Origin of the sequence: Streptomyces sp. NPDC001851, from assembly GCF_040297165.1 — a bacterium.
GTDB lineage: Bacteria > Actinomycetota > Actinomycetes > Streptomycetales > Streptomycetaceae > Streptomyces.
Genome location: NZ_JBEOYR010000008.1, coordinates 278,418 through 304,786, shown reverse-complemented (window position 1 = coordinate 304,786; position 26,369 = coordinate 278,418). Strand labels below are relative to the sequence as shown.

Genomic DNA, 26,369 nt, shown 5'->3' with positions numbered 1-26,369 from the left:
GCAAACCGGCCCCTCCACCGCCCAGCCCGGCGCCGCCCCGCACCGCCCACCCCCGTGCCGGCCGACCGGCCGGCTTCCCGGTGCTAGCGCCGCAGTCGGCAGACCGTGTCCCAGGGTGCTCAGCCCGGCAGCAGGCGGCCGACCGTCTCCTCCAGGCGGGGCAGCACCCGCTGGCCCGCCAGGGCCAGGGCGATCGCCGCGAGGACACCGGTCCAGCCGACGGGGCCGAGCGGTGTGCAGCCGACCGCGTGGCTGACCCCCGGGATCTGCACCGCGGCGACCAGCGCCACGGCGGAACCCAGGCAGGTGATCTGCACCAGCCGGCTGTCACGCCGGTCCAGCCACGTCTGCACGAGCTGTGTGCCGACCACCCCGCACAGCGCCATCGTGCCGGAACGGCGCGCGGTGCCGGGCGTGAAACGGCCGATCAGCCAGGCCGTCACCGCGCCCAGGCAGGTGGTGAGCGCGCGGTGCCGGATCTGCCGCAGCAGGGGCGCGCCGAGCACGGCGGAGGCGTCCTCGGGCGATCCGCTGCGGGTGCGTACGGTGCCGCCGGGCTCGTCGTCCTTCTCGGTCACCGCCACCGCCATCGACGGGAACAGGTCGGTGAAGAGGTTGACCATGAGCATCTGCCGGGTGGACAGCGGCGCCCGGCCGGACAGCAGGGTGCCGAGGATGCCGAACCCGACCTCGCCCGCGTTGCCGCCGATGAGGATGGCGATGGCGTCGGCCACGCTGTGCCACAGCGCCCGGCCCTCGCCGACCGCGTCGATGAGGACCGTCAGATCGTCGTCGGTGAGGACGATGTCGGCGGCGTTGCGCGCGGCGGCCGAGCCGCGGGCGTTGATCCCGACGCCGATGTCGGCGGCGCGGATGGCCGCGGCGTCGTTGGCGCCGTCGCCCACCATGCCGACGACCCGGCCCGCGTCCCGCAGCGACTCGACGACCTGGAGCTTCTGCTCGGGTGCCACCCGGGCCACCACGCCCGCGTCGCGCAGCATCCGGGCCCTGGCCGCCCGGTCCGCCGCGGCCAGCTCGTCCCCGGTGACCACGACCGTATCCTCGGGCCAGCCCAGATCGGCGGCGATGGACCGAGCGGTCTGCGGATGGTCGCCGGTGAGCATGACCGGTCGTACGCCTGCCTCGTTCAGCCCCTCCACCAGTGCGGTGGACGTGTCGCGCGGTACGTCGGACAGGGCCAGCAGACCCGTGAACTCCAGCTCCCGCAGCGGCTGTTCGAGCACGTCATCGGCCTCCTGATCGGCCGCGTCCAATCGCCGTTCGGCCACCGCCAGCACCCTGAGGCCGTCCGCCGCCAGCGCGTGGGCCGCCTCCGACGCGTGCTCCGGGAGACCCGGGCAGGCGGGCAGCACGGTCTCCGGGGCGCCCTTGACCACGAGCACGAGGGGGCCGTCCCCGCTCCGGCCGACGGCGGCGGCGTATCCGCGTGCCGCCTCGAACGGCAGGTCCGCGAGCTGGGTCCAGTCCGGGTCGGGATCGGCCGCGGCCAGCACCGCCTCGTCGGTGGCGTGCACCGGGCGGTCGCTGCCTCCGTTGAGCTGCGGGCAGGCACGCGCGGCGGACCGGACGACACCGGCGGACCCGGGGTCGTCCGCCGGGCGGACCGTGCCGTCGGCGCCCGAGGTGCGCACCAGCCGCAGCCGGTTCTCGGTGAGCGTGCCGGTCTTGTCGAAACAGATGGTGTCCATGCGCCCCAGCGCCTCCAGCGTGCGCGGGGTGCGGACGAGGACGCCGCCGCGGCTGAGGCGCCGGGCCGCGGCCAGCTGCGCGACCGTCGCGACGAGCGGAAGCCCCTCCGGTACGGCCGCCACGGCCACGGCCACACCACCGCTGACCGCCTCCCGGATGGGGGTGCCGCGCACCAGCGCGAGTCCGGTGACCGCGGCGCCGCCCGCCAGCGTCAACGGCAGGGCCTTGCGGGTGAGTTCCTGCAGCCGGGCCTGCACACCGCCGGCCGGGGGCGTACGGGCGGCCAGGTGGACGGCGCGGGCGGCCTCCGTGCGTTCACCGATGTCGACCACGACGGCCCGGGCCTGGCCCGCCACCACCGTCGTCCCCTCGAAGACCATGCAGCGCCGGTCGGCGACCGGGGCGTGCGGCGTCGGATCCGTCTGCTTCTCCACCGGCAACGACTCTCCGGTCAGGGCCGACTCGTCGACCTCCAGACCGTCCTGCCACAGCAGCCGGGCGTCGGCGGGCACCACGTCGTCCGCCTTCAGCTGGATCACGTCACCCGGATGCAGCTCGCCCGCCTCCACGGTGCGCGTGCCGCCGGCCGGCGCCTCCCCCTCCGGCGGCACGAGACGCGCCTTCTGCTGCTGCTCGGCGACCAGTCCGGACAGCGCCCGTTCGGCGCGCAGCCGCTGGACGCCGCCGACCAGGGCGTTCAGGTCGAGGGCGCCGACGACGAGCAGGGCGTCCACGACCGAGCCGAGGATCGCGGACGCCGCCGACCCGACGGCGAGCACCGGCGTGAGCGGGTCGTGGAGTTCGCCGCGGACAGCGCCGCCGAGCCGGTAGGACCAGCGCACGGGCGCGGCGAGCGGGTGCCGGGCGACCCCGGCGGCGGCGTTGCGCACGCGGGCGGTCAGCCCCTCGGCCTCGGTGGTCTCGATGTCCGGTTCGTGCTCCAGCCGCTCCCTGGCCTGCTCGGGGTCCAGCTCGTGCCAGTGCACGCGCGGACGCGGGTGCGGTGGCCGGGCCGCCGCCACCCCGAGTGCGGCCCGGCCACCGGAGAGCAGGGCCGACACGGCGGCGGCGTCGACGGGGGCGTGCCGCATCCCCGGCAGCGCGGCCAGGCGTCCGTGACCGCCGCCCGACTCGCCGATGGCGACGAGGAGACCGGAGAGCGCGGCGCCGGAGCGGGCGAGGGTCTGGGCGTGCCGGCCGACCGTGCGGGCGGCCGGTATCGCGGTGAGCACCCGCCACACATCGGGCAGCCCGTGCAGGGCCAGCAGGTCCGCGCCCCAGACCACCGCTCCGTCCCGGTCGGTGAGGGCGAGGGCGAGGTCGGCGGCGCGCAGCCCGGCCAGGACCCCGTGCTCGTCGGCGGAGCGCACCCGGGCGACGGCGAGCACCGCACCCGCGTCGCCGCGCGCCTCGTACACCACGTCGTCCAGCGGCCGGCGCGCGTCCACGACCTGGTCGGCGAGGCCGGTGAAGTCCTCCAGGGCGGGATCGTCCACGAGCACCACCCGCAGGCCCGCCCGGCGTGCCGCGTCCAGCACCGGTTCGGCCCACGGGTCCGCCTCGCCGTCTTCGGTGCGCAGCACGCTGGGGTGCAGTACGACCGTGCCGGCCATCTCCAGCTGGCGCAGCCGCTCCGGGGCGCGCACCAGCACGCCGGTCCGGGCGAGCGCCGCGCTCAGGACGGCGTGGAAGGCGGCGGGGCCGTAGCGGGCGGCCTTCGGCGAGCCGGCGAGGACCGCCTCCGCCGCCTCGCTGCCGTCGTGCTTGACCAGGAGGGTGGCCGCGGCGCCCAGCACACTGCCCGCGGAGGCGTGGGCGGCGTACTCCTGCGCCGGGGATTCCCGCAGCGGCGGTCGGGCGGCGCCGTCCGCCGGGAGGCTGACGCGGCCCGGCGCGCACAGCTGGTCGTGCACCGCGTCGAAGGCGGCGGCGCGGGCCACCGTCTCGGCCACCTGGCAGGCCCGCAGGACACCTTCGAGCACGAGCGAGGTGGGGGTCTGCCCGGCGCCGTGGGCGGCGGCGTTCGCGCAGGCCAGCAGCAGATCCATGCCGGTGTCGCCCAGCCGGGCGCGCAGCCAGGAGCGGAAGCGCGGGTTCTCCCGCAGCAGCGTCACCACCGCGGTGACCACGCGGGGGGAGGGCGGCAGCCGGAGCGAGTAGGCGGTGAGCGCGGCGCCGATGCCCACCGCGTCGGCGGCGAGCGCGGCCACGGCCGCGCGCACCCCGGCCGGGTCGGCGGGATGCGTGGTCTCCTCCACATCGTCGGCGGACAGCACCAGCCCGTGCCGCTCGGCCAGTTCGGCGGCGTGTTCCACGACCCGGTCGGCGGCCTCCTCGCCGGTCGCTGTCACCACCAGGCGCGCGAGCCCCTGGTCCCAGTAGGCGACGAGCACGTCGGGCCGCTCGGCCAGCGTCTCGGCCATCCGGCGCGCCAGATGCGCCGTGCCGCCCGCGCCCCGGTCCAGGGGCCGCAGGGCCAGGTGGGCGCGCGCGCCGGCCCGCCAGTGGTCGTCCCCGGGCAGCGCGTTGCGTGCGACCCGCGCCGCCCGTACGGCGGCGTCCGCGCCGCGCACTCCGGCGCGCGCCGTTCCCGCGGCGGCACCGGCGGCCATCCCGACCGCGGGCGCGGCCGCCCGCGCCAGCAGCCGCGGCGCGGCGGGCAGCAGTCGTACGGCGGCCGAGGGCGCCGCCAGCACTCCGAGCACCGTGTCCCTCCTCAGAGGGTGGTGCGGTCGGGCCGCGCCGTGGGACCGAGCGGGCCGGGGGACGGCTTGGCCTCCGAGCCCTCGGCCCCCCGGGAGGTCCGCGCGCTGCCGGACGACCTGCTGCCGCCATGGCTCCGGCTGCCACCGGATGCCGATGCCGCATGGCCTGCGGACGCCCGGGTACCACCGGCGGCCGCGGTCCCGGCACCACTGGTTGCCTCGGTGCTCGCGGCGGCCTCCGACCCGGTGCCGTGGCCGGACCTGAGGGCCGCGGTGCCGAGGTCGTGGGCTGGTTCGGGCTCCTGCCCGGCCCTACTCTCGGCCGGATGCGCGGGCCGGGGCTGGGTGAGCCAGGCCACGGCGGCGCCCGTGAGGGCCACGGGCCACTCCACCACGCCCGCGGCACCGAGCACTCCGGCCCCCGCGTACACGGCGATGCGCCGCCCACGGGGTGACACCGCGCCGACCTTGTCCAGCGTCCCCTCGGCGGCCCTGCTCACCATCCCGGCGCCGGGCACCCTGCGCAGCACCGAGGCCGCGCCGTGCACGGGCGCCATGAGGGCCGACGACGACTTCTGCTCAGCCATGACTCTCCTCGGGTGAGTTCGCCCTACGTGCCCCACCGAGTGCCCGCCACCGCGCTGGTCATCCCCCGTTTCCGGCCGGGGGCGCCACTCTTCCCAGGGAACTCCTCGGAGTGGCTCGGCGCCACCCGCACCGCCGCGCATCCGGCCTCTCGCCGGCGCAGTGAGCGGTGCCGGCTACGGGCGCCACGCCTCGTCGTACTCGGGATGCCCGGCGAACGGCAGCGCGAGCAGCCGGAGCGTCGCGCACGGGGCCGGTGCCCGGCTCGCTCGGGCCGTTGCGGCGCAGGTGCGGCAGCGGCCGTCCGCCGCCGGCCGGTGCTCCGCCAGCAGCGCCCGGCCCGCCTCGACGTTCCGCAGGACGCGCGCCGGATCATGGCGGGCCACATGGGTGAGCAGCCGTACCGGGTCCTCGGCGCCGAACTGCACCAGCGGGGTGTGTGTGGTCCCGCGGTGCTGGGAGGTGAGCACCTGCTCGATGTGGTCCGCCATGACGCCCCAGACCGCGCCGGGCGCCCCCGCGGTCGCGTCGCGGGCCACCCGCTCCTCCTCCTGGAACCGGGCCCGCAGGAACCGTTCGAGGGCGTGCGCCGTCATGCGGCACGCTCCCTGGGTCCCAGCGAGGCGGCCAACTCCCGCTGATAGCCGGCGTAGGCCGTGCGCAGGGCCTCCCCCGGCCAGTCGGGCGGCAGGAGTGCGGGGGGCAGCACGGGGTCGGTGAGCAGGTGGCGTACGGCCGCGGCGTAGGCGGTGAGCCGGTCCGCGGGGCTGCGGGCCGCCGCCGTGTGCGCCAGCAGCGTCCGCGCGGTGGCCGCCCAGGCCTCCAGCGGCCAGAGCCGGGCGACCAGGTCCCGCCCGGGCTCGTCGGGGCGCGCGGTGTACGTCCGGGCGACGGAGTGCAGCCGCTCCGGCAGGCCGCGGTCGAGGTTGGCCGGGCGCAGCCACACGCCCTCGCGGAGTTCGGCCAGGCGCAGGGCGGTCAACCGGGTGCGCAGCTCGGCGCGTTCGGCGGGGCCGCGACCGGTGGCCGTGATCACCAGCATCTCCCAGTCGCCGTCCCACGCGCGCGTACCGGGCCGCAGCGCCTCGTCCTGGCGCTGCTGGCGCGCCAGCAGCCGGTCGCTGAGCCGGTAGACGGCGTCGGTTCGGCGCAGGTCCCCCGCGGTGACCATCCGGCTCAGCGCGGCGCGCAGCGTGGAGCCGCCGACACCGAACGGCTCCACCAGCCGGACCAGGTCCTTCACCGTCAGTTCCGCCGGGTGCGCGCCGAGGAGAAGGCTCAGCACGACCGACCGCGCGGACAGCGGCCGCAGGCCTGCCTCCTCCGGCGCGGGCGAGACGTTCATGGGCATGGACACGTACTGTACGTGCACCTCCTTGTTGCAGTATTGCTACGGCCGCAGCGAGAGTGCAACATGCTTCCATGGTCTCGATTCCCGCGCAGTCGCCTGCGCAGCCGCGGTCCCGGCAGCAGTACGCCACGCACGACGTCACCAACCAGGCCCCGCCCCTGGCTCCGTACGACTCCTCCGACGACCCGGCCCTGCTGGAGGGGCTGCGCCGGGAGGGCGCCGGGTGGGCCGAGAAGGACATCCGGCGGCTGGGGGCGCGCGCCGGCAGCGTGGAGGCGCAGGAGTGGGGCGAGCTGGCGAACCGGCACGAGCCGGTCCTGCGCACCCACGACCGCTACGGCCACCGCGTCGACGAGGTGGAGTTCCACCCCGGCTGGCACCACCTGATGCGGACGGCGGTCGCCGAGGGCCTGGCCGGAGCGCCCTGGGCGGACGAGCGGCCCGGCGCCCATGTGGCCCGTACCGCGGGCGGCCTGGTGTGGGGGCACACGGAGGCGGGCCACGGCTGCCCGACGTCGATGACGTACGCCGCCGTGCCCGCGCTGCGCGCCCAGCCGGATCTGGCCAAGGTCTACGAACCGCTGCTCACCAGCCGGGAGTACGACCCCGAGCTGCGCGTGCCGGCCGAGAAGCCGGGGCTGCTCGCGGGGATGGGCATGACCGAGAAGCAGGGCGGCTCCGACGTCCGGACGAACACCACCGCGGCCACGCCCACCGCGGAGCCGGGTGTGTACACACTGCGCGGGCACAAGTGGTTCACGTCGGCGCCGATGTGCGACGTCTTCCTGGTGCTCGCACAGGCTCCCGGCGGACTGTCCTGTTTCCTGGTGCCGCGTGTGCTGCCGGACGGCAGCCGCAACACCTTCCGCATCCAGCGCCTGAAGGACAAGCTGGGCAACCGGTCCAACGCGTCCTCGGAGCCGGAGTTCGACGGTACGGTGGCCTGGCTGGTCGGGCCGGAGGGCCGAGGGGTGAAGACCATCATCGAGATGGTCAACTGCACCCGGCTGGACTGTGTGATGTCCTCCGCGACCCTGATGCGCAGGACGCTGGTCGAGGCGGGACATCACGCCCGGCACCGCAGCGCGTTCGGAGCCCGGCTGATCGAGCAGCCGCTGATGCGCAACGTCCTGGCCGACCTGGCGCTGGAGTCGGAGGCCGCGACGACCCTCACGCTGCGGCTGGCCGGAGCCGCCGACCGCGCGGTGCGCGGGGACGCCGGGGAGCGCGCCTTCCGACGGATCGCGACCGCCGTCGGCAAGTACTGGGTCACCAAGCGGGGCCCGGCGTTCACCGCGGAGGCGCTGGAGTGTCTGGGCGGCAACGGGTACGTCGAGGACTCGGGCATGCCCCGGCACTACCGGGAGGCGCCGTTGCTGTCGATCTGGGAGGGCTCGGGCAACGTCAACGCGCTCGACGTACTGCGCGCGCTCGGCCGGGAACCGGACACGGCCGAGGCCCTGTTCGCCGAACTCGCCCTCGCGCGCGGGGCGGACGCCCGCCTGGACGCGACCGTCGCCGGGCTCAAGGCCCAGTTGGCCGAAACGGACCAGGTGGGCGCACGCCGGCTGGTCGAACGGATGGCGCTCGCCCTCCAGGCCTCCCTGCTGGTCCGGCACGCCCCGCACCCGGTCGCGGACGCCTTCTGCGCGAGCCGGCTGGGCGGTGACTGGGGGCACGCGTTCGGCACCCTGTCCGGCGGGGCGAGCCTCGACGCGATCCTGGAGCGGTCCCTGCCCGGCCTGAACTGACGCCTCCCGCCGGGGGCGCGCGGGCCGCCCGCGCGCCCCCGGCGACCGCTCGCTCCCTGGCTGGTGACAGCCGACGGATCGCACACAGTCAGCGCGCGGTTCCCCACCGTTGTCAGTGCCGTGGTGCACACTCGCGATCAGGTGGCACTCGTCTGGGGAGGACAACGTGGGCACGGGGATCGACGAGGTCGACTGGGCCTCGCTGCGGCACGCGCACGGCACGGCGGAGGACGTGCCCGGATGGTTACGGGCCCTGGCGTCCGCGGACACCGCCGAGCGGGCGACCGCGCTCGACGGGATGTACGGCGCGCTGCACCACCAGGGGCGCGTGTACGACTCGACACTGGCCTGCGTCCCCTTCCTGCTCTCGCTCGTGGCCCGGGAGGAGCTGCCGGACCGGTCCGGCGTCGTGGACCTGCTGGTCGGCATCGGTGCGGAGAGCGCGGACGGGGACCCGCGCGCACGGGAGGCGGTGTGCGCGGGCGCCGAGGTCTTCGTCCCGCTCGCCGCAGACCCGGACCCGGCGGTGCGCCGGGCCACCGCCGCGGCCCTCGTGCACTTCCTGTCCGCACCGACGCGGGTCCTGGAGCTGCTGCGGCAGCGGCTGCGGGCCGAACGGGACGACCGTGTGCTGCCCGCCCTCACGGAGGCGCTCGGCCTGTTCGTCCGCCGGTACCCCGGGTACGCCGACGCCGCGCTGGACCTCCTGGCCGAGCAGGGCGCGCCGCCGTATGGCCCGGGGCTGCGCCTCGCCGCACTCGGCCAGCTCGCGCTCGTCGCGCCCGACCGGCTGCCCGCCGATGTGGTGCCGACGGCGGTCCGGCTGCTCCGGGAGCGCTCCGCACACCGTGCCGTGATCCCCGAGCCCTCCGCCGACACGCTCGTCGGGCGCTTACGGCGGCTGCGCCCGTCCGACGAGGAGGGTTCCCGGCTGCTGCGCACCCTGCACACCGGGCTCGGCGACCGCGTGGACGACCGGACCGCCCTCCTGGCCGGGCAGTTGACCAGCCCGGATCCGGTGGACCGGTGCAACGCCGTGTGGATGGCGGCGGCACTGCTGCGCGGCTGGCGCGGCGACCACAGCGCGACGGTCCGGCTGCTCGGCGTCCAACTGGCCGCGGAGCAGGACCGGTTGCGGGACGCGGCGGTCGCGGTCCTGGCGGAGCTGGGACCGCTGGCCGCGCCCGCCGCGGACGAGCTGCACGCGCTGGTGTGCGCCCGGCCCGACCTGTGGACGCACCGCATCGAGCGCGGCTCCCCCACGCTGGGCGGCCCGCTCAAGGCGCTGGCCGGGAGCGGCGATCCGCGCGCGGTTCCGGCCCTGGCCCGGTTACTGGCCGGCCCGGCCGCGCCGGTGGACCTGGGGTTCGCACTGATCCGCCTCGGCGCCGCCGCGGCCCCCCTCGCCCCCGCGGTACGGCACCGGCTCGGCCGGATCCCGCCGGCCTCTCCCTCCGCCGCCCGGCTCGCCGCCCCGCTGCTCGCGGCGATCGGCGCGATCGGGGACGAGGACGCGGTTCCGGAGGTGCTGCGGCTGCTGACGGGAGCTCCCGACAGCCTGAGAGCACGGGACGCGGTCGCGGGCCAGGCCGTCGAGACGCTGGAGGCGCTGGGCGCCACCGCGCAGGCGATACCCGTCCTGCGCGCACTGCTGCACACCCGGCACGCCGCCGCCGCGGCCGGCGCACTCTGGTCGGCGCACCAGGACGCCTCCGCCGTACTCCCCGTGCTGCTGCGGGAGTTGGCCCACACCGATCCGGAGCGCCGGTGCCGGGCCGCCCGGCAACTCGGCAGACTGGGGCCGGCCGCGCGCTCCGCGCTGCCCGCGCTGCGCCGGATGGCCTGCTCGTGGCCGGCGCAGGAGCGGGTGTCGGCCGCCTGCGCGCTGTGGCGCGTCGACGCGGATCCCGAGCCGGTCCTGCGGGCGTTCCGGGCGGCTTGGGTGGACGCCCCGCACACCCGCGCCCCGATCGCGCGGTGCCTCACCGAGATGGGTCCGGCCGCCGCCCCGCTACGCCACCTGGTGGCGGCCGAACTGGCCGCTCCGCGCCGCCTTCCGGCCCGACCGGGAGGCCGCGGCGGCCAGGCCGTACCGGAGGACGAGACGCTGCTGAGAGCGTGCCGGGAGGCGCTGGGGACGATGTAGGGGATCCGGGCAGGCACAGGCCCGAGCCGACGGGTCCGGGAAGGATCGGCGTCGGCGAGCGGTGCCAGGCCGTTCCCTGCGGCGATCCGGGGGTCCCAGTCGGCCCCTCAGGGTCGTATCGGCGGCGTCGGCGACATGGATCCCGGCCTCGCCCTTGCTCTCGGCATGCCGGCGGCAGGCGATGCCCGGCTGAGCCCCCTGCCCCACACTCGGTTGCAGAGCCGTATCGCCGCCAACCACCCGAGACGCCCGGAGGGTTCCGTGCCGCGCCGGGGCCGCCGGGGGCCTCTCACGCCCGCCGAGGGTGGTCGCGGCACAGGCGACGCGGTCCGCCCGTCGGGGGCTGCGCTGCCGCCTCCTCCTCACCCGGGCCGGGCTGCTCGCCCCGTACGCCGGAGAGTCGGCCGATCTCCCGTCTGTCCTCCCGGCGGACGCGCGGAACACGGCGCCGGACGCAACGCGCGGCTCGGCCACGCCGGCTCGGGTGTCGGCAGCACCGCGGGCCCGGACCCCCGGCGGCAGCACCGCGGCGCGGATCCCCGGCCGTACCGGAAGCCGACCTGCGGCCCTGGTCAGACCGTGCGCCCCCACTGCGGGCCGAGCCGTGCCCACTCCGTGTCCCAGGCGTCCATGCGGCGGCGTTCCAGACGGGCGCGCAGGGCGAGGCCGCCGATGAAGGGGACGGCCGCGGTGCTCACGCCCACCAGGCAGCCGATCAGGCTGCCACGGAAGGCGGCCTCCGCGGCGGAGGCGGGGCGGCTGACGAGACGGCCCTGCGGGTCGGTCCAGACGGTGACCGGCGTGCCGGCCTTGCTACCGGGCTCGACCCGGACCCGACCGGTGCGGGCGGAGCCGTCGGCCGTCGTCCAGCGCACCTCGGCCCAGACCTGATCACCGGAGGACGCGTGGCCGTGCGCGGGCGGGCTTCCCGGGGCCCGTGCCTCGACGCGGGCCACGACGAGGCGCGAGGCCGCCCGCTCCCCGGCGAGTCCGTGCTCCACCGACCGGGCCGCCACGAGTCCGGCCGTGACCCCGGCCAGGACGGTCAGCAGCCAGGCGCCGAGCACGACCCAGGCCTCCACCATGTCGGCCCGGCGTTTGAGCGGGTTGCGCCGCCACCGCCACAGCCACACCTTCGGACCACGGAACGCCTTCAAAGGCATCCTCCTCACGAGCGCACCGACCGGCCGGACCGCCCTCCCATACGCGGGAGACCGCTCCGTTGCTCAGGACGAGCCGTCTCCCGACGGTCGCACGAGACACCCCGTGCGCGCAGGCGCATGCCGCAACGGGCCCCCGCCGATCTTCGTCATGGGCTCACGACACCGCTGTGGCCTGCACGAACACACTCTTCGAGGAAGAGTGTCAGTGGCGGGGTGCACACTGGCCGATAACTGACGACTACCTGACTCGCGACTACCTGGACGACGGCGTCCCGGAGGTGATCGGCATGACCGAGGTTCTGCTGGCGGTGGGCACCCGCAAAGGTCTGTTCATCGGGCGCCGAAGGAGCGGCGGTGCCTGGGAGTTCGACGACAGTCCGTATTTCAACGCGCAGGCGGTCTACTCGGTCGCGATCGACACCCGGGGGGACCGGCCCCGGCTGCTGGCGGGCGGCGACAGCGCGCACTGGGGTCCGTCGGTCTTCCACTCCGACGACCTCGGCCGCACCTGGACCGAACCGCCGCAGCCGGCCGTCAAGTTCCCCAAGGACACCGGCGCTTCCCTGGAGCGCGTCTGGCAGCTGCACCCGGCCGCCGCCGAGCCCGGCGTGGTCTACGCGGGCACGGAACCCGCGGCGCTGTACCGCTCGGAGGACCGCGGCGAGAGCTTCGCGCTGGTCCGGCCGCTGTGGGAGCATCCGACGCGCTCCCGGTGGGTGCCGGGCGGCGGCGGTGAGGGACTGCACACCGTGGTCACCGACGCCCGCGATCCCCGTGCGGTGACCGTGGCCGTCTCGACGGCCGGGGTGTTCCGCTCCACCGACGGCGGCGCGAGCTGGGCGCCGTCCAACTCGGGTGTGTCGGCGGTGTTCCTGCCCGATCCGAACCCGGAGTTCGGCCAGTGCGTCCACAAGATCGCCAAGGACGCGGGCGACCCGGACCGGCTGTATCTGCAGAACCACTGGGGGGTGTACCGAAGCGACGACGCGGGCGCGCACTGGACCGACATCGGGGCGGATCTGCCGTCCACGTTCGGCTTCGCGGTGGCCACGCATCCGCGCCGGGCCGGCACGGCGTACGTCTTCCCGATCAACGCCGACGCGGACCGGGTGCCCGCCGAGCACCGCTGCCGGGTCTTCCGCACCACGGACGCGGGTCGCACCTGGGATCCGCTGTCCAAGGGGCTGCCGGAGGAGGACCACTACGGCACGGTGCTGCGGGACGCCCTGTGCACCGACGACGCCGAACCGGCGGGGGTCTATTTCGGCAACCGCAACGGCGAGGTGTTCGCCTCGGCCGACGACGGCGACAGCTGGCAGCAGCTGGCGGCCCATCTGCCGGATGTGCTGTGCGTGCGGGCGGCGGTGATCGGCTGAACCGCGTGGACGGGCCGCATTCCTCCGACGAACCACACCCTCGACCCGCTCGCGTCTGCGGTGAGTGAGGGTGCAGGTCCGCTGGGGCGCGGCGGGGGCGGTGGTGCTACGGCAGTCGCCAGTCCACAGGCCGGGCACCCTGCCGCAGCAGCAGGTCGTTGGCCCTGCTGAAGGGACGCGAACCGAAGAAGCCCCGGTCCGCCGACATCGGAGACGGATGCGCGGACTCGATCGCCGGAAGATCCCCCAGCAACGGCCGCAGATTACGCGCGTCACGCCCCCACAGCACCGACACCAGCGGTTTGCCGCGCGCGGCCAACGCCCGGATCGCCTGCTCCGTGACCTCCTCCCACCCCTTTCCGCGGTGGGCCCCGGGCTTGCGCGGGGCCGTCGTCAAGGCCCTGTTGAGCAACAGCACACCCTGCTGCGTCCACGGCGTCAGATCGCCGTTCGACGGCCTGGGCAGCCCCAGGTCGGAGTGCATCTCCCGGAAGATGTTCTCCAGGCTGCCCGGCAACGAACGCACCTCGGGGGAGACCGCGAAACTCAACCCGATCGCCATGCCCGGCGTGGGGTAGGGATCCTGGCCGACGATCAGGACGCGGACGTCGTCGAAGGGCTGCTGAAAGGCTCTCAGGACATTCGGTCCAGCCGGCAGGTAGGTCCGGCCCGCAGCTATCTCGGCCCGGAGGAAGTCCCCCATGGCGGCGATGCGTTCGGCCACCGGCTCAAGAGCCTTCGCCCAGCCCGGTTCGACAAGTTCATGCAAGGGTCGTGGTGCCACGGCGCGTCACTCTACTGGCACACACAGGCACCCCGCATACGCCGGGAAGCCTCCGTACCGGGCCATCCCTCGGGCGCTACCCTTCCTCCTCGTCGAGATCTTCGAGCCGGTCGAGCAGATCACGCAGCCGGTCACCGGGAAGGCAGCCGGTCACCGGGGCCGGTCACCGGGAAGGAGGGGAGCTTGTTCCGTCCAGTGGTCAGGAACCGCCCGTCTTTCCCGGTCGCGCCCGAGGTACGCCCGCTGCCGGTGGACCGGAGACTGCTGTGAGCGTCCCCGGGTACGTGGCGGTGGACTCCGGAGGTTCCGGTCTGCGGGTCGCCGTCGGCGTGCCGGGCCGGGCGCCCGCCGCCCGGCGGGAGTCACGGGAACCGGTCCGCACGGGTGCGCGGGGCATCGATCCCGCCCATCTGATGGCCCAGCTCGTCCCACTGGCCCGGGCGTCCGCCGTCGAGGCCGGGATCAGCCGGCTGGAGACGGCCGTCGTCGGCGCCGCCGGGTTCGCCGGCCTGGGCGACGCCCTGCGCGCCGAACTGCCGGGCGCCCTCGCCCGGGAGCTGGGTGCACGGCAGGTGGCGCTCGCCGCCGACGCCGTCACCGCCTACGTCGGCGCCCTCGGGCCGCGCCCGGGCGCGGTGCTCGCAGCGGGCACCGGGCTGATCGCGGTCGGCACCGACCTCACCGCCTGGCGCCGGGCCGACGGGTGGGGCCATCTGCTCGGGGACTGCGGCAGCGGCGCGTGGATCGGGCGGGCCGGGCTGGAGGCGGCGCTGCGCGCCCACGACGGCCGGGACGGCGGCTCCGCACCGCTGCTGGCCTGTGCGGAGGAGCAGTTCGGGCCGGTGCGCGGTCTGCCCGGCCTGCTCTACCCCCGCTCCGACCGGCCCGCCGTACTGGCCTCCTTCGCACCCCGGGTGGCCGCCTGCGCCGCGCGGGACCCGGTCGCCGCGGACATCCTGCGCGCGGCGGCCCGGCACATGGCCGAGTCCGCGGCGGCCGTGTGCCCGGCGGACGGCACGCCCCAAGTGGCGCTCACCGGCGGTCTGTTCCGCCTCGGCGATTCGCTCCTCGCCCCCCTGCGCGAGGAGCTGGCGGGCAGACTGCCGTACGCCCGCCAGGTGCCGGCCGAGGGCGATCCGCTGCACGGCGCGGTGAGGATCGCGGCCGACCTGGCGGCCGGCCGGCTCACCCTGCCGGGTGAAAAGACCATGCTCCTGGTGGTCCCGGCACAAGCCGCTTGAGGACTCCCGCGACAGCGGATGGCTCCCTTCTCCCACCCTTGCCGCTCCCCCGCCGCTCCCTTGCTGTCCCCTTGCCGGCCTTTTGTCAGCCCATGTTCTCGGCACGTGCTCCGAACATGTGTCATCCGCTTGTCACTCATCAGACAAAACCGGACGGAAACCGCTCACCTGCACCCTCCCCGAACGGAGGAACCCCCGAAGCCAGTAACATGCGGCGCCATGAGCACCCCCACTGGGCCCGAGTCCGGCCTGCCAGTACGAATGCCGCGACCCCGCCAGCCCGGACGGCACCGCCGACCGGAACCGCTGGTGGCTCCCGAGGGTGCGCCCGCGCTCGCCCTCGCGGTGCCCGGTGCGCCCAGCGCCGCCGCGCGCGCCCTCGCCGAAGAGGTCGTGAGCATCGCCCGCTCCGAGCTGCCCGGCCTGGACGCCCGGATCGGATACCTGGACGGGGACGACGCCGAGTTCCCCTCGCTCCGGTCGGTGCTCGCGCACGCCGCCGACGAGCGCACGGCCCGTTACGAGCAGGCCGTCGCCGCCGGGCTCGATGGGGTCAAGGAGCCCGACGGCCCGGTCGCGGTCGTCGTCCCGCTGCTGGCAGGACCGGACAGCGCCCTGTTGCGGCAGATCCGCCAGTCCGTGATGGACAGCCGGGTCGCCGCCGAGCTGACCGATGTGCTCGGCCCGCACCCGCTGCTCGCCGAGGCGCTGCACGTGCGGCTGTCCGAGGCGGGTCTGGCCCGTGCCGACCGCGCGCGCCTGTTCACGGTGGCCACCGCCGCGGACGGCATCATCCTGGCGTCCGTGGGCGGCGAGGAGGCCGTACAGGCGGCCGGGATCACCGGCATGCTGCTCGCCGCACGCCTGGCGGTGCCGGTGATGGCGGCGGCCCTGGACCAGGAGGGCTCGATCTCCTCCGTGGCCGAGCAGCTGCGTTCCTCGGGTTCGCAGCAGCTGGCCCTGGCGCCGTATCTGATCGGCCCGGAGATCGACCCGGCGCTGCTGGCGGCGGCCGCCGAGGAGGCGGGCTGCGCCACGGCCGAGGCGCTCGGCGCGTACCCGGCGATCGGCAAGCTCGCCCTCGCCAAGTACACGACGGCGCTGGGCATCGCCCCGCAGCAGCCGCAGGGCATGCCGGTCCGCTGACCACCCGCCGGCACCCGCACCCGTACGGCGAAGGGCCCGCTCCGCACCACGGAGCGGGCCCTTCGCCTGCGCCGGGAAGCCCTCAGCCGAAGACGATGCAGGAGACCGCGGGGACCGGCACCGAACCGTCGTACCGGGGCACCCCCGTCGCCTCGTCCACGGCGAACCACGTCACCTCGCCGGAGCGCTCATTGGCCGCGTACAGGAAGCCGTCGTGCTCGGCGAGGGCGCGCGGCCAGTGCCCGCCGCACGGAACCGTGCCGGTCAGCCGGAGTGTCTCGCCCTCGGCGGCGAAGACGGACAGGACGTCCTCGCCGCGGGTCGCGGTCCACACGAAGCGACCGTCGGGCGAGACCACGATGCCGGACGGATAGGCGTCGCCGGCGGGCGCACCGGGCAGCACGGGGACCTCGGTCAGCGGCTTGAGGGCGCCGGCCTCGGCGTCCCAGCGGCACACGGTCACCGTGGGGGTGAGTTCGTTGACGACGTAGGCGTGCGCGCCGTCCGGGTGGAAGGCCAGATGGCGGGGGCCTGAGCCGGGGCGCAGCGCGAACTCGCGGTGCAGGGCGGGGGCGCCGTCCGCGAGGGTGCAGATCCGTACCGAGTCCGTGCCGAGGTCGACGCTGACGGCCCATCTGCCGCTCGGGTCGGCCTGCACCTGGTGGGCGTGCGGGCCGCGCTGGCGCCGGTCGTGCGGGCCGGATCCGGTGTGCTGCAGCCGCCCGGAGGGCTTGGCGGCGAGCGTGCCGTCCGGGCGCAGGGGTACGGCGGTGACGGTGCCGGAGCCGTAGTTGGCGGTCAGCACGTGTCCGGCGTAGAGGCCGAGGTGGGCCGGTCCGCTGGCGTCGACGGGCACGGGCGGGCCGGTGAGTACCGGCCGGCCGCCGTTGACGCGGTAGGCGGCGACGGCGCCCTGGGCCGTCTCGCTGACCGCGTAGAGGGTCTCCCCGTCCGGTGACAGGGCCAGGTAGGACGGGTCGGGTACGTCGTTCACGGCGGGGCCGAGGGTGAGGGCGCCGCTGTCCGGCGCGACCTCGGCGGTCACGAGGCCGGGGCCGCCCGCTGCCGTGAACGAGCCGATGAACGCCCGGCGCCTGCCGGGTCTTCCGGGCCTGCCGTCCTCTGCCACCGCTGTCCCCTCTCGGTCCTCGGTCGAGCCCGTCCCGGCCCGACGGTAGCAGCCGACCATGCCGGTCTAGACCAAGAGGCGCGGGCGTGCTGGAGGGTTCTTGTCACGCCCCTCAACACGCCGAGTCCGCACCCCTCCCTCAGGGGGTACGGACTCGGGTCCCTCAGGTGTACGGACTCGGGCGGCCACCAGCCGCGCCCCGGGATCGGCTCGGCTCGCTGCCGGTCAGCCCCGAAGGTGACCGCTCACGCCCCCACCAGCCGCGAACCCGACGGTGTCCGCAGGGGTTCGGCCAGCTCGGCGAGGGCGCGTTCCAGGCCGTGCAGATGGGCCAGGGCAGGTTCGGACGGCGGGTCGGCGGGGCTGGGGACAGGTTCCGGGCGGCCCGCGGTGAGCGCCTCGACCGCGGTCTCGACGCGCCAGCAGGCAGCGGCCAGGCGGGCGTCGTGGGAGGCCTCGGGATCGGCGGCGACCGCCACCAGTCCGCGGACCTCGCGGGCGCAGTCGTCGAGGAGGGCGAGGACCCTGCGGGCGCGCCGCTTGCGGGCCGGCATCGGGTTCAGCGGGTGCACCAGCGGGGCCACCGACAGCCGCACCCGGCCGAGCAACTGCTCCAGTTCGGCCACGCGGGGCGCCGGGTCCGCCGTCGGGGAGCCGGCGAGACGTGCCGCGGCCTCGGCCGTGCAGGCGTGCACGCAGCGCAGGGCACGCTGGATCCAGGCGTCCGTGACGGCGTGGGTGGTGACCGGCAGGACGAACAGCACGGCGAGTACGGCACCCAGCGCGCCCACGCCGGTCTCGGCCAGGCGCAGGGCGAGCAGGCCGGGACTGAGGACGCCGAGGAGGCCGTAGAGCAGTTCGGCGAGCAGGGTCACCCAGAGCATCATCCAGGTGTAGGAGACGGCGGCCGTGTAGAAGATGCCGAAGACGGCGACGGCGACGAGGACGGCCGTCGGGACCGGCGCGCCGGCCACGGGGACGGCGACGAGGAAGCCCAGGCAGATACCGATGAGCGTGCCGAGGACCCGGCGGAAGCCGCGTACCAGTGTCTCGCCGCGCGAGGCGGTGTTGACGAAGATCCACCAGGTGGCGCCGACGGCCCAGTACCAGCGCTGTCCGGACACCAGCTGGCCCACGACGAGCGCGAAGCCCGCGCCCGCGGTCGCCTGGACGGCCTGCCGCGTGGTCACCCGGGCCAGGCCGCGCCAGGCGGGCGGGGCCGGTACGGCGGCCGCGGGCAGCCGGCGCTCGTAGCACCACACGCCGAAGCGCACCACGGCCGCGCTGAGCACGGACAGCAGGACGGCGGCGTACAGCTCGGGCAGCTGCGCCGGGGTGGCGTGCAGGAACTGGGCCACGAAGAACGTCATGAAGGCGAACACGCCGAGGCTGTGCCCGCGCGGTCCCCAGCGGCGCGCGTACACCCCGGAGCCGACGACGCCCAGGAAGGCCAGGTCGCGCGCGACGGGGACGTCGTGCAGCCCGGCCGCGACGGCGAGCACCGGCAGGCCCACGGCGGGCAGCAGCGCGGTGGTGACGGCCTGCCCGCGCACGGTCGGGTCGGCGACGGTGAACAGGGCGAGGAGCGCGGCGAGGCCTCCGGTGACCGCCCCGACGAGGGAGTGGCCGGCGAGGAGGCAGACGACGACCGCGAGGCCGATGCCGAGGACGGCCCGCGCGGCGAAGCGCAACCGCGCCCGCCCCGGGTCCGGAGCCACGAACATCCTCTTCACCACTGCTGCCCTCCCCATGGAACACCGGCACAGAAAAGGCGCCGCGGGGTCCGCAGCGCCATCGACGGCTCCATGAGAGCATCACCCAGGTCACTGGCTCAAGTGTGATCCGAATCGCTGAGCCATTGGTACAGCACCGGGCGAGCGGCCATGTCGACCGGAATACCAACGGACCAGGTCGGACGGCACACACGGCCGCCAGCACGCTGAGCCATTGGTACAGTCGTCCATCATGGCCGTGGACGAGCTCGACACCCGCATCCTGCGGCTGCTTCTGGAGCAGCCGCGCACCAGCGTGCGCGAGTACGCCCGCATCCTCGGCGTCGCCCGCGGCACGCTCCAGGCCCGACTGGACCGTATGGAACGGGACGGCGTGATCACCGGCACCGGCCCCTCCCTCTCCCCCGCCGCCCTGGGCCATCCGGTGCTGGCCTTCGTGCACATCGAGGTCACCCAGGGGCATCTGGACGACGTGGGGGACGCGCTGGCCGCCGTGCCGGAGATCGTGGAGGCGTTCTCGATCACGGGCGGCGGGGATCTGCTCGCCCGGGTGGTGGGCCGGGACAACGCCCATCTGGAGGATGTCATCCAGAAGCTCATCAGCCTGCCGGGCGTCGTGCGCACCCGCACGGAGGTCGCGTTGCGCGAGCGCGTCCCGCACCGGCTGCTGCCGCTGGTGGAGTCGGTGGGCCGGGCGGTCCGCGCCTGACCCGGCGTGAGCCGGGGCACCCCATTGGAGCAAGGGCACGCCGCTTGTCCATGTCGGGGACGTCGCGGCGGCACCGAGGGCGTCATACGTCACCCGCCGGGGAGCGGACCCGGCCGGTGGGGAGGGAACACGTCTTCCCGCCGTGCGGGGTACCTGGCGGCTGCATAGCGTGATCCCATGACTACAGACCAGGCCGGGCCGGCCCAGGACGACCGCCGGTGGAAGGCGCTCGCCGTCTGTCTGACCGCGGCGTTCATGTCCTTGCTGGACACGTCGATCGTGAACGTGGCGCTGCCCTCGGTGGAGCGTGGGCTGCATGCCAGCCCGGCCGACCTGTCCTGGGTGGTGTCCGGCTACGCGCTCACCTTCGGTCTGGTCCTGGTCCCGGCGGGGCGGCTCGGCGACCTGCACGGACAGCGCCAGACCTTCCTGACCGGGCTCGCCCTGTTCACCCTCGCCTCGGCGGCCTGCGGGCTGTCCTCCGGCCCGGGCTGGCTGGTGCTGTTCCGGCTGGTCCAGGGAGCGTCGGCCGGGCTGCTCGCACCGCAGGCCACGGCGCTGATCCAGCAGATGTTCCGGGGCGCTGAACGGGCCCGCGCATTCGGCATGATGGGCGCCACCATCGGTGTCTCCACGGCGGTCGGCCCCCTGGCGGGTGGTCTGCTGATCCACGCCTCCAGCGGGGTCGACGGCTGGCGCTCGGTGTTCTACGTCAACCTGCCCATCGGCGTGGCCGTCTTCTGCGCGGCCCTGCGGCTGCTGCCCCGCTCCCCCGGCTCACCGGGCAAGCGCGAGTGCTTCGACGTGCCGGGCGTCCTGCTGCTCGGCTCGGGTGTGCTCGCCGTGATGCTGCCCCTGGTGCAGGAGCAGCAGTGGCACGGGCGGCTGAAGTGGGCCCTGCTCCCGGCCGGCGCGGGGCTGCTGGCCGCGTTCTGGAGGTGGGAGCGGCGCCAGCAGCGGCGCGGCCGGGCTCCGCTGGTCGACCTGCGGCTCTTCGCGCTGCGCTCCTTCTCGTTCGGCGCGCTGCTGAGCCTGGTGTACTTCGGCGGCTTCACGACGCTGTTCTTCGTCTACACGATCTTCCTGCAGAACGGAATGGGCTACAGCGCGCTGGCGGCGGCCCTGTCGTCCATGCCCTTCGCGACGGGCACGGCGGTGGGTGCGGCGGTCGGCGGCCGCCTGGTCGTGCGCTTCGGGCGCAAGCTGGTCATCGCCGGGCTGTGCACGGTGACGGTGGGGATTCTGGGCGTCATCGCGGCCGTCCACTGGGTACCGGGCCAGGGCGTGGCCCTGGCGGCCGCGCTTCCCATGCTGCTCGCCGGCATCGGCTCGGGCCTGACGACTTCCCCCAACACCACGCTCACCCTGACCCTCGTGCCCGTGCGGCGGGCGGGAGCGGCGGGCGGGGTGCTGCAGACCGGGCAGCGCATCGGCTCGGCGGCCGGTGTCGCGGCGGTGGGTTCGGTGTTCTTCGCCCACCTGGCCAACCACGGCGACCCGGCCACGGCACTCCAGTACGGCCTTCTCACCTGCGTCGCCATCATCCTGCTGGCCCTCTGCCTGGCCTTCGCCGACCTCCGGGAACGCCGGGCCGGCCCCCACCCCGAGCAGACCAGGCAGCCTGCACGGCAGGAGGCGTAGGCGGGGCGGGGCAGCTGGGGCGCGAGACAGGTGGGGCTGGGAGAACCGGGGGGCTTGGGGTGACCGTGGCTCGCCGGACGGTTCCGTTCGCCGGCCCGCGCTCTCCCGCGTGGTGCCGCTCTCGCCCTCACGACCTCCGGCGCGGCTTGCCCCGCTTGGGGGTCTGCCTGGCTCCCGCCCCACGCGCGCGTGGCGTGCGGCCCGCGGACTTCGCCGCCGGCTTCTGCCGGGTCCCGCCCGGCTCGGCACGCTTCCGCTTCTGTTCGGCCGGCGCGGGGGCCTGAGCCTTCGTACGGCCCCGGGTGCTGTTGACGGTGCGGCCCCGGACGATGCCGATGAACTCCTCCACCAGGTCGGTGGTGGCCTCCTCGGGCCACGACAGGGCGACGCTCGACTGGGGGGCGTCGGTGACCGGGCGGTAGGTGAGGTCCTTGCGGTGGTACAGGCGGGCCAGGGACTGCGGCACGACCAGGAGGCCGACGTTGGCGGCCACCAGCTCGATCGCGTCCTCGGTCGTCGCGGGACGCTCGAAGGCGGGCTCCCCGGGCGGACCGTCCCAGTCGAAGACGTCGTCCAGGGGGTGGAAGAGCACCTCCTCGGCGAGGTCGGCGAGGGTCACCTCGTCCACGGCCGTGATCAGGTGGTCCTTGGGGACGACGACCACCGTGGTCTCGGTGTAGAGGGGGATCGCGCTGAAGAACGTACGGTCCACGGGGAGCCGTACGATGCCCGCGTCGGCCTCGCCCGCGCGCAGCACCCCGGGCGCCTCGGCGGCCTCTACCTGGACGAGGGTGAGCGGGATGTCCGGCAGGCGCTCGCCCCAGGTCCTCACCCATTTGGCGGGCGTCACTCCGGGAACGTACGCGAGCCGGAACGACGGTGATTCCTCCGAGCCTGTCACCAGGCCAGGTTACCGGCCGTGGTCCGCCCGCCGGCACGCGGCCGATACCCTTGACCCCATGAGTTCGCAGCAGAGCACCCAGACGATGAAGCCCGCGACCGCGGCGAAGAAGCTGGGTGTGTACCTCCCCGCCACCCCCGCCTCGTTCCAGGAGGGCGTCATCTCGCGCGCCGAGCTGAACGAGCTGCAGGCGAATCCGCCGGAGTGGCTGAGCGAGCTGCGGCGCAACGGCCCCCACCCGCGTCCGGTGGTCGCTGCGAAGCTCGGCGTCTCCATCGCCGGTCTCGCGCGCGGCGGGGTCACCGAGCCGCTGACCACCGAGCAGATCGAGGCGCTCAAGCAGGAGCGGCCCGAGTGGCTGGAGAAGGAGCGCGCCACGCAGGCCGAGGTCCGCAAGGAAGGCGCGCGGGTCAAGCAGCAGAAGAAGGAGAAGCAGGAGCGCGCCGCCGGGCGCCACTGATCTCCCCCTGTTCTCTCCCCCCGCTCCTTCCCTCCGTTGCTCCAAAGCCGTTTTCCACAACGCCCTCCGGCCTCGGGGGGCGTTGTCAGTGGCCTGTCTGCCCCACAGTAGAGGCGCCGAGGGAGATGGTGCTGCCCTTCGCGGTGCGGTGGATGTCGGCGGGCAGGTAAACGCATCGGGTCAGGGGGTGTAGACCTCAGGGCCGTCGTTCGCGGTGGTGGCCTCGGTCGGGGTGATGTAGCCGTAGGTGATATTGCAGGCGGCTTCCCAGTACGACTGGTTGAGCTGCGTCTGGCTGCGGTCGTTCCAGTTGAGGTAGTACGAGTGCCCGCAGTCGTCGTGGCCGCCGATGTAGAACCGCTCATCGGTGCTCGCACCCACGGTGATGACCTGCCAGGAGAAGACGTTGCTCCCCTTGCAGACGCGGTAGCTCGCGCCGTGCGCGGTCTTGGCCCAGGCCGAGCAGCCCGGGTCCGCAGCGTGGGCCGAGCCGGCCCCCGTGCCGAGAAGGCCGGCGGTCGCGAGGCCGAGGGCTGCCAGGCTGGTGGCGATGCGTCGGGTCACCCGTTGACCTGCACCGTCGGGCCGTCGTCAGACTGGCTGGCCTCGGTCGGGAACATCGCCGCGTACCTGACGTTGCAGCCCATGATCACGTAGTTGTGGTGGCCGCCGTTCGCGTCGTTGTAGATCGACTGGCTGTAGTCGTTCCAGTTGAAGGTGTAGACGTGGCCGCACACGTCGTGCACGACGACGTGGAACCGCTCGTCGGTGCGGGACTGGTAGGTGCTGACGTGCCAGTCGGCCTCGTTGGCGCCGCCGGTGACCAGTCCGGTGCAGAAGTCGTAGACGGCGCCGAAGTGGCTCTGGCCCAGGTTGCTGCACTGGCCGGTGGCGCTTGCGGTGCCTGCGCCGAGTCCCGCGAGACCGGCGGCTGCGATGCTGAGCGCGGCGGCGGTGGCTATGCGTCTGATCATGTTTCTCCCCGCAGAGTCGAGGGGTCAGCCGGCGGCGGCTTCGGGACCGGACCAGTTGCCGGTTTCCTGCGGCCGGAGGATCGCCTCGAAGGTCAGGTCACCTGCGTCGCAGGTGAACGCCGGGGAGTGGTTGGAGTCCCAGACCCGGTCCTTCTTGTCGTTCCAGTTGATGTCGTAGACGTCGCCGCAGCCGCTCGCGATGCGGAGGTAGAAACGCTCGTCGGTGCTGGCGGCCGTCGGGTCGACGGCCCAGGTGGCGTAGGCACGGTCCCAGGCGACGTAGTGCAGACACACCGAGTAGCGGGCCCCGTAGTGGCTGTAGTACGACTGGGAGCAGAACACGGGCTCGTCGGCGTGTGCGGCGGCGGTGCCGAGGCCGACCAGGGCACTGGTGGCCAGGCCGAGGGCCGCGAGGCCACGGGTGAGGATGCGTCGGTTCATGGTGCGTCTCACGCCTCTGCGACGGGGCCGCTGTAGCTGGAGCGCTCGGTGGGCCACAGTTGGGCGTCGATCCCCCCGTTGGCCTCGCCGGCGGGGCAGCTGATCGCCAGCTGGCCGACGTTCTGCCTCCACTGGGAGATGTCGTTCCAGTTGGCGTTGTAGCCGTTCTGGCAGCCGCCGCTGATCTGGAGATAGAAGCGCTCGTCAGTGGTGTGGTAGGTGGTGTTGACCGCCCACTTCACGACGGCGTGGCCGTAGTCGATGTAGTCGATGCAGATGCGGTACTCGGTGTTGTAGTTGCTCCACATCTGGTCGGAGCAGCTCAGGGTGTCGGCGTGCGCGGCACCGGCTCCCAGGCCCATGATGCCGGCGGTCGCGAGTCCCAGGGCGGCGGCGGCGCGGAGGGGTGTGGTGAGTCTGCTTTTCATGTGTCCCCCATGTGAGGTGGTCCTACCTTCGGACTGAGCAGTACAGGTCAAGATCACCTGGGAAGGGAAGGCGTACGGACGTGCCTCGGCCCGCGAGTCGAGCCGGAGTTCATGCGCTTGGCACGTCAGCAGGTGCCGCTGCCGTCATCCCAGGTGATGCGGGAGGGCGTGCCGTTGCCGTGGTTCCACCAGCGTCAGCGACCATGCCCGGTGTGCTGCTCCGGGTGGCCGGATCAGGCACTCCAGCCGCTCCCTACGCTATGAACAGCCGTCCTTGATCCGGCCTACGTTCGTCCTAGGCTTGATGTTTCCTGACGGCCTGCCAACCACGTAGGGCCACATCCGGCAGGGGCCTTGCCGGAGCCGAAGCCGTCCTGCGACTGCGCGCCGTCGTCTCCAACGGCGACCTCGACTGCTCCTGGCACTTCCACGCCGCCCGCGAGCACGAGCGCCTCCACCCCACGCCCGACCAGGACAACCACACCCTCACCGCGTGATCGCGGCCATCACTCGAAACGAACAGCGCCCAAACGAACATCGGGCGGCGATGACCTTCACAGCCGCCGGACGCGCAGCACGCCGGTCAGCATCGGGAGGGTGAACTCGCCGTGGGCGGTCTCGGGTGTGCTCGCGAGGAAAGCGCGGACCCGGCCGAGCGTGGCCTCTTGTTCCTGCTCCGGCATGACCAGCATCCCCGCGCGCGTCGCGAGCGTCGCAACGAGGGAGTCGGCGGTTCGGCGCTGCCCGTGCGGGAACTCGGCCTGCACCGGCGAGCCGAACCGGGCTGCCAGGCCGGTCTTCGGAAGGTGCATGTCCGCCGTCTCGACCCGCCAGCTGGCGGGCGTGTCACGCGGGCCGACGGCCGCGCTCCCGCTGACTCGTGCGAGCCCGGCAACCCACTCGACCTGGTCGTCCATGAGGTTCCACAGGCCGGCCAGAATGCCGCCGGGCACGAGGACTCTGGCGATCTCGGGTCCCGCGACGGCCATGTCGAACCAGTGCATGGCGTTGCCGGCCAGCACGGCATCAACAGACGCGTCCGGCAGCGGAATCCTCTCGGCACTGCCTGGCAGGGCGGGGACAGCAGGCAGCTCGCGGCGCAGCTCGGTCAGCATCGCCGGGTCGGGCTCGACCGCGATGACGTCGGCGCCTAGCGCGACCAGCGTGGCGGTCAGTTTGCCGGTTCCGGCACCGAGGTCGAGCACTCGCGGGCCGAGCGCAGGCTCAAGCGCCCAGCGCACCGCGGCCTGGGCGTAGTCCGGGCGGTGCTCGGCGTATGCGGCCGCCGCCGCGCCGAACGACGAGCCGTGAAGGAGCCGTTCGTCCTGTTCCACGCGGTCACCTTATCCGTGCCGCAAGTGGGAAGCAGGGCGATCACGAATCTACTGAGAAGTCGCTTGTAGCAGCACATTGATGCGGCGAGGCCGAGAAAGGCGCGGTAGTTGCGGGAGTGGCATGCGTAGCGGGAGCTGAGTCGCCGGCAACCGGACAGCCACGAGATCGTCCGCTCGTTCACCCACCTGCCGCGGCCCAACCGTTCGCTCGACTCGGCGCCTTTGCGGGCGATGCGCGCACCGATGCGCTTGCCTCGTCACCATTTCCGCAGGTGGGGATGTCATACGCCTTGTCGGCGTGCAGGCGCTGAGGCTCGAAGTGGCGGCCCCGGTGGGGCGTGTCTCGTTTGGTGACCCTCGACCATGGGCTTCAGCGCCTCGCTGTCGTGGGCGTTGGCGGCCGAGACGCCGACGACCAGGGGCAGTCCGTTCGCGTCCGGCACGACGTGCGTCCTGGAACCCGGCCCACCCCGGTCCACGGGTCTCGGCCCTGCGCGTTCGCCCCTTTTTCAGCCCGCACGTGAGCGGGGTCGAGGGCCACGCGCGAGACGCCGATGAGGCCGACGTGCAGCACCGCCTCATACAGCCGGCCCGTCACCCCGGCCCGCGACCAGATCACGAACCGGCGGTGCGCGGTCGACTTCCATCCCGGGTGTGTTCG

General features: G+C 74.3%; 22 protein-coding genes and 1 pseudogene. 8 read left to right on the top strand and 15 right to left on the bottom strand.

Annotated elements, in window-relative coordinates:
- Positions 1–119 precede the first annotated feature (119 nt).
- The 4 genes from ABT171_RS14715 to ABT171_RS14700 all read right to left on the bottom strand — a co-directional run bounded on the left by ABT171_RS14715 (position 120) and on the right by ABT171_RS14700 (position 6,351).
- A complete protein-coding gene (locus ABT171_RS14715) occupies positions 120–4,322 on the bottom strand; it encodes a cation-translocating P-type ATPase (protein WP_503075235.1) in 4,203 nt (1,400 codons plus the stop codon).
- Positions 4,323–4,426: 104 nt separating this feature from the next.
- Positions 4,427–5,002 (bottom strand): hypothetical protein, encoded by a 576-nt coding sequence (locus ABT171_RS14710; RefSeq protein WP_351243482.1) that lies wholly within the window; start codon positions 5,000–5,002, stop codon positions 4,427–4,429.
- A 174-nt stretch (positions 5,003–5,176) separates the two neighbouring features.
- Positions 5,177–5,596 (bottom strand): DUF6221 family protein, encoded by a 420-nt coding sequence (locus ABT171_RS14705; RefSeq protein WP_351243480.1) that lies wholly within the window; start codon positions 5,594–5,596, stop codon positions 5,177–5,179.
- Positions 5,593–6,351, bottom strand: coding sequence for a PaaX family transcriptional regulator C-terminal domain-containing protein (locus ABT171_RS14700; RefSeq protein ID WP_351243478.1), 759 nt, complete (start codon positions 6,349–6,351; stop codon positions 5,593–5,595). Before ABT171_RS14700 ends, ABT171_RS14705 begins: the two co-directional genes overlap by 4 nt.
- Positions 6,352–6,422: 71 nt before the next feature.
- On the opposite strand from ABT171_RS14700, the gene ABT171_RS14695 reads away from it, so the two are divergent.
- Together ABT171_RS14695 and ABT171_RS14690 are read left to right on the top strand one after the other, a co-directional pair.
- The gene (locus ABT171_RS14695; protein WP_351243476.1) at positions 6,423–8,102 is read left to right on the top strand and encodes a DNA alkylation response protein; all 1,680 of its coding nucleotides are present in this window, start codon (positions 6,423–6,425) and stop codon (positions 8,100–8,102) included.
- A 166-nt stretch (positions 8,103–8,268) separates the two neighbouring features.
- Positions 8,269–10,248, top strand: a complete 1,980-nt coding sequence (locus ABT171_RS14690; RefSeq protein WP_351243474.1) for a HEAT repeat domain-containing protein — start codon at positions 8,269–8,271, stop codon at positions 10,246–10,248.
- Between the two features lie 572 nt (positions 10,249–10,820).
- Here ABT171_RS14690 and ABT171_RS14685 read toward each other — a convergent pair.
- The gene (locus ABT171_RS14685) at positions 10,821–11,411 is read right to left on the bottom strand and encodes an Rv1733c family protein (RefSeq protein ID WP_351243472.1); all 591 of its coding nucleotides are present in this window, start codon (positions 11,409–11,411) and stop codon (positions 10,821–10,823) included.
- Between the two features lie 287 nt (positions 11,412–11,698).
- Here ABT171_RS14685 and ABT171_RS14680 point away from each other — a divergent pair, with 287 nt between their 5' ends.
- Complete coding sequence (locus ABT171_RS14680) at positions 11,699–12,787, top strand: WD40/YVTN/BNR-like repeat-containing protein (RefSeq protein WP_351243470.1); 1,089 nt, start codon at positions 11,699–11,701, stop codon at positions 12,785–12,787.
- Positions 12,788–12,893: 106 nt separating this feature from the next.
- Here the strand turns inward: ABT171_RS14680 and ABT171_RS14675 are convergent, their stop codons facing one another.
- A complete protein-coding gene (locus ABT171_RS14675; RefSeq protein WP_351243468.1) occupies positions 12,894–13,571 on the bottom strand; it encodes a uracil-DNA glycosylase in 678 nt (225 codons plus the stop codon).
- Positions 13,572–13,837: 266 nt separating this feature from the next.
- Here ABT171_RS14675 and ABT171_RS14670 point away from each other — a divergent pair, with 266 nt between their 5' ends.
- A complete protein-coding gene (locus tag ABT171_RS14670; RefSeq protein ID WP_351243466.1) occupies positions 13,838–14,812 on the top strand; it encodes an N-acetylglucosamine kinase in 975 nt (324 codons plus the stop codon).
- A gap of 219 nt (positions 14,813–15,031) precedes the next feature.
- A complete protein-coding gene (locus ABT171_RS14665; RefSeq protein WP_351243464.1) occupies positions 15,032–15,958 on the top strand; it encodes a sirohydrochlorin chelatase in 927 nt (308 codons plus the stop codon).
- An 82-nt stretch (positions 15,959–16,040) separates the two neighbouring features.
- Here ABT171_RS14665 and ABT171_RS14660 read toward each other — a convergent pair whose 3' ends face one another.
- Entirely contained in the window at positions 16,041–17,087 is a 1,047-nt protein-coding gene (locus ABT171_RS14660; RefSeq protein WP_351243462.1) for a lactonase family protein, read from the bottom strand.
- Positions 17,088–17,332: 245 nt separating this feature from the next.
- On the bottom strand, positions 17,333–18,823 hold the full coding sequence (locus tag ABT171_RS14655; RefSeq protein WP_351243460.1) for an FUSC family protein: 1,491 nt from the start codon (positions 18,821–18,823) through the stop codon (positions 17,333–17,335).
- A gap of 229 nt (positions 18,824–19,052) precedes the next feature.
- Here ABT171_RS14655 and ABT171_RS14650 point away from each other — a divergent pair, with 229 nt between their 5' ends.
- The gene (locus ABT171_RS14650; protein ID WP_351243458.1) at positions 19,053–19,529 is read left to right on the top strand and encodes an Lrp/AsnC family transcriptional regulator; all 477 of its coding nucleotides are present in this window, start codon (positions 19,053–19,055) and stop codon (positions 19,527–19,529) included.
- Between the two features lie 177 nt (positions 19,530–19,706).
- Entirely contained in the window at positions 19,707–21,170 is a 1,464-nt protein-coding gene (locus tag ABT171_RS14645; protein WP_351243456.1) for an MFS transporter, read from the top strand.
- Between the two features lie 127 nt (positions 21,171–21,297).
- On the opposite strand, the gene ABT171_RS14640 is transcribed toward ABT171_RS14645, so the two are convergent.
- A complete protein-coding gene (locus ABT171_RS14640; protein ID WP_351243454.1) occupies positions 21,298–22,071 on the bottom strand; it encodes a LysR family transcriptional regulator substrate-binding protein in 774 nt (257 codons plus the stop codon).
- A 58-nt stretch (positions 22,072–22,129) separates the two neighbouring features.
- Here ABT171_RS14640 and ABT171_RS14635 point away from each other — a divergent pair, with 58 nt between their 5' ends.
- Complete coding sequence (locus tag ABT171_RS14635) at positions 22,130–22,531, top strand: DUF5997 family protein (RefSeq protein ID WP_351243452.1); 402 nt, start codon at positions 22,130–22,132, stop codon at positions 22,529–22,531.
- A gap of 180 nt (positions 22,532–22,711) precedes the next feature.
- Here the strand turns inward: ABT171_RS14635 and ABT171_RS14630 are convergent, their stop codons facing one another.
- The 6 genes and pseudogenes from ABT171_RS14630 to ABT171_RS14605 form a co-directional block, all read right to left on the bottom strand.
- Positions 22,712–23,095: a hypothetical protein gene (locus tag ABT171_RS14630; protein ID WP_351243450.1), complete on the bottom strand. Its 384-nt coding sequence runs from the start codon at positions 23,093–23,095 to the stop codon at positions 22,712–22,714.
- Complete coding sequence (locus ABT171_RS14625; RefSeq protein WP_351243448.1) at positions 23,092–23,505, bottom strand: hypothetical protein; 414 nt, start codon at positions 23,503–23,505, stop codon at positions 23,092–23,094. Before ABT171_RS14625 ends, ABT171_RS14630 begins: the two co-directional genes overlap by 4 nt.
- A gap of 24 nt (positions 23,506–23,529) precedes the next feature.
- The gene (locus tag ABT171_RS14620) at positions 23,530–23,946 is read right to left on the bottom strand and encodes a hypothetical protein (protein ID WP_351243446.1); all 417 of its coding nucleotides are present in this window, start codon (positions 23,944–23,946) and stop codon (positions 23,530–23,532) included.
- Positions 23,947–23,954: 8 nt separating this feature from the next.
- Positions 23,955–24,374, bottom strand: coding sequence for a hypothetical protein (locus tag ABT171_RS14615; protein WP_351243444.1), 420 nt, complete (start codon positions 24,372–24,374; stop codon positions 23,955–23,957).
- 554 nt (positions 24,375–24,928) lie between these two features.
- Positions 24,929–25,708, bottom strand: a complete 780-nt coding sequence (locus tag ABT171_RS14610; protein ID WP_351243442.1) for a class I SAM-dependent methyltransferase — start codon at positions 25,706–25,708, stop codon at positions 24,929–24,931.
- Between the two features lie 53 nt (positions 25,709–25,761).
- A pseudogene (locus ABT171_RS14605) lies at positions 25,762–26,351 on the bottom strand (IS5 family transposase); the annotation flags it as partial.
- Positions 26,352–26,369 lie beyond the last annotated feature (18 nt).

Coding starts and splice junctions, on each gene's coding strand:
- ABT171_RS14700 (WP_351243478.1), bottom strand. CDS start 6,351: ATGCCCATGAACGTCTCGCCCGCGCCGGAGGAGGCAGGCCTGCGGCCG.
- ABT171_RS14635 (WP_351243452.1), top strand. CDS start 22,130: ATGAGTTCGCAGCAGAGCACCCAGACGATGAAGCCCGCGACCGCGGCG.
- ABT171_RS14710 (WP_351243482.1), bottom strand. CDS start 5,002: ATGGCTGAGCAGAAGTCGTCGTCGGCCCTCATGGCGCCCGTGCACGGC.
- ABT171_RS14615 (WP_351243444.1), bottom strand. CDS start 24,374: ATGAAAAGCAGACTCACCACACCCCTCCGCGCCGCCGCCGCCCTGGGA.
- ABT171_RS14680 (WP_351243470.1), top strand. CDS start 11,699: ATGACCGAGGTTCTGCTGGCGGTGGGCACCCGCAAAGGTCTGTTCATC.
- ABT171_RS14625 (WP_351243448.1), bottom strand. CDS start 23,505: ATGATCAGACGCATAGCCACCGCCGCCGCGCTCAGCATCGCAGCCGCC.
- ABT171_RS14665 (WP_351243464.1), top strand. CDS start 15,032: ATGAGCACCCCCACTGGGCCCGAGTCCGGCCTGCCAGTACGAATGCCG.
- ABT171_RS14620 (WP_351243446.1), bottom strand. CDS start 23,946: ATGAACCGACGCATCCTCACCCGTGGCCTCGCGGCCCTCGGCCTGGCC.
- ABT171_RS14715 (WP_503075235.1), bottom strand. CDS start 4,322: ATGGCCGCCGGTGCCGCCGCGGGAACGGCGCGCGCCGGAGTGCGCGGC.
- ABT171_RS14685 (WP_351243472.1), bottom strand. CDS start 11,411: ATGCCTTTGAAGGCGTTCCGTGGTCCGAAGGTGTGGCTGTGGCGGTGG.
- ABT171_RS14645 (WP_351243456.1), top strand. CDS start 19,707: ATGACTACAGACCAGGCCGGGCCGGCCCAGGACGACCGCCGGTGGAAG.
- ABT171_RS14650 (WP_351243458.1), top strand. CDS start 19,053: ATGGCCGTGGACGAGCTCGACACCCGCATCCTGCGGCTGCTTCTGGAG.
- ABT171_RS14695 (WP_351243476.1), top strand. CDS start 6,423: ATGGTCTCGATTCCCGCGCAGTCGCCTGCGCAGCCGCGGTCCCGGCAG.
- ABT171_RS14705 (WP_351243480.1), bottom strand. CDS start 5,596: ATGACGGCGCACGCCCTCGAACGGTTCCTGCGGGCCCGGTTCCAGGAG.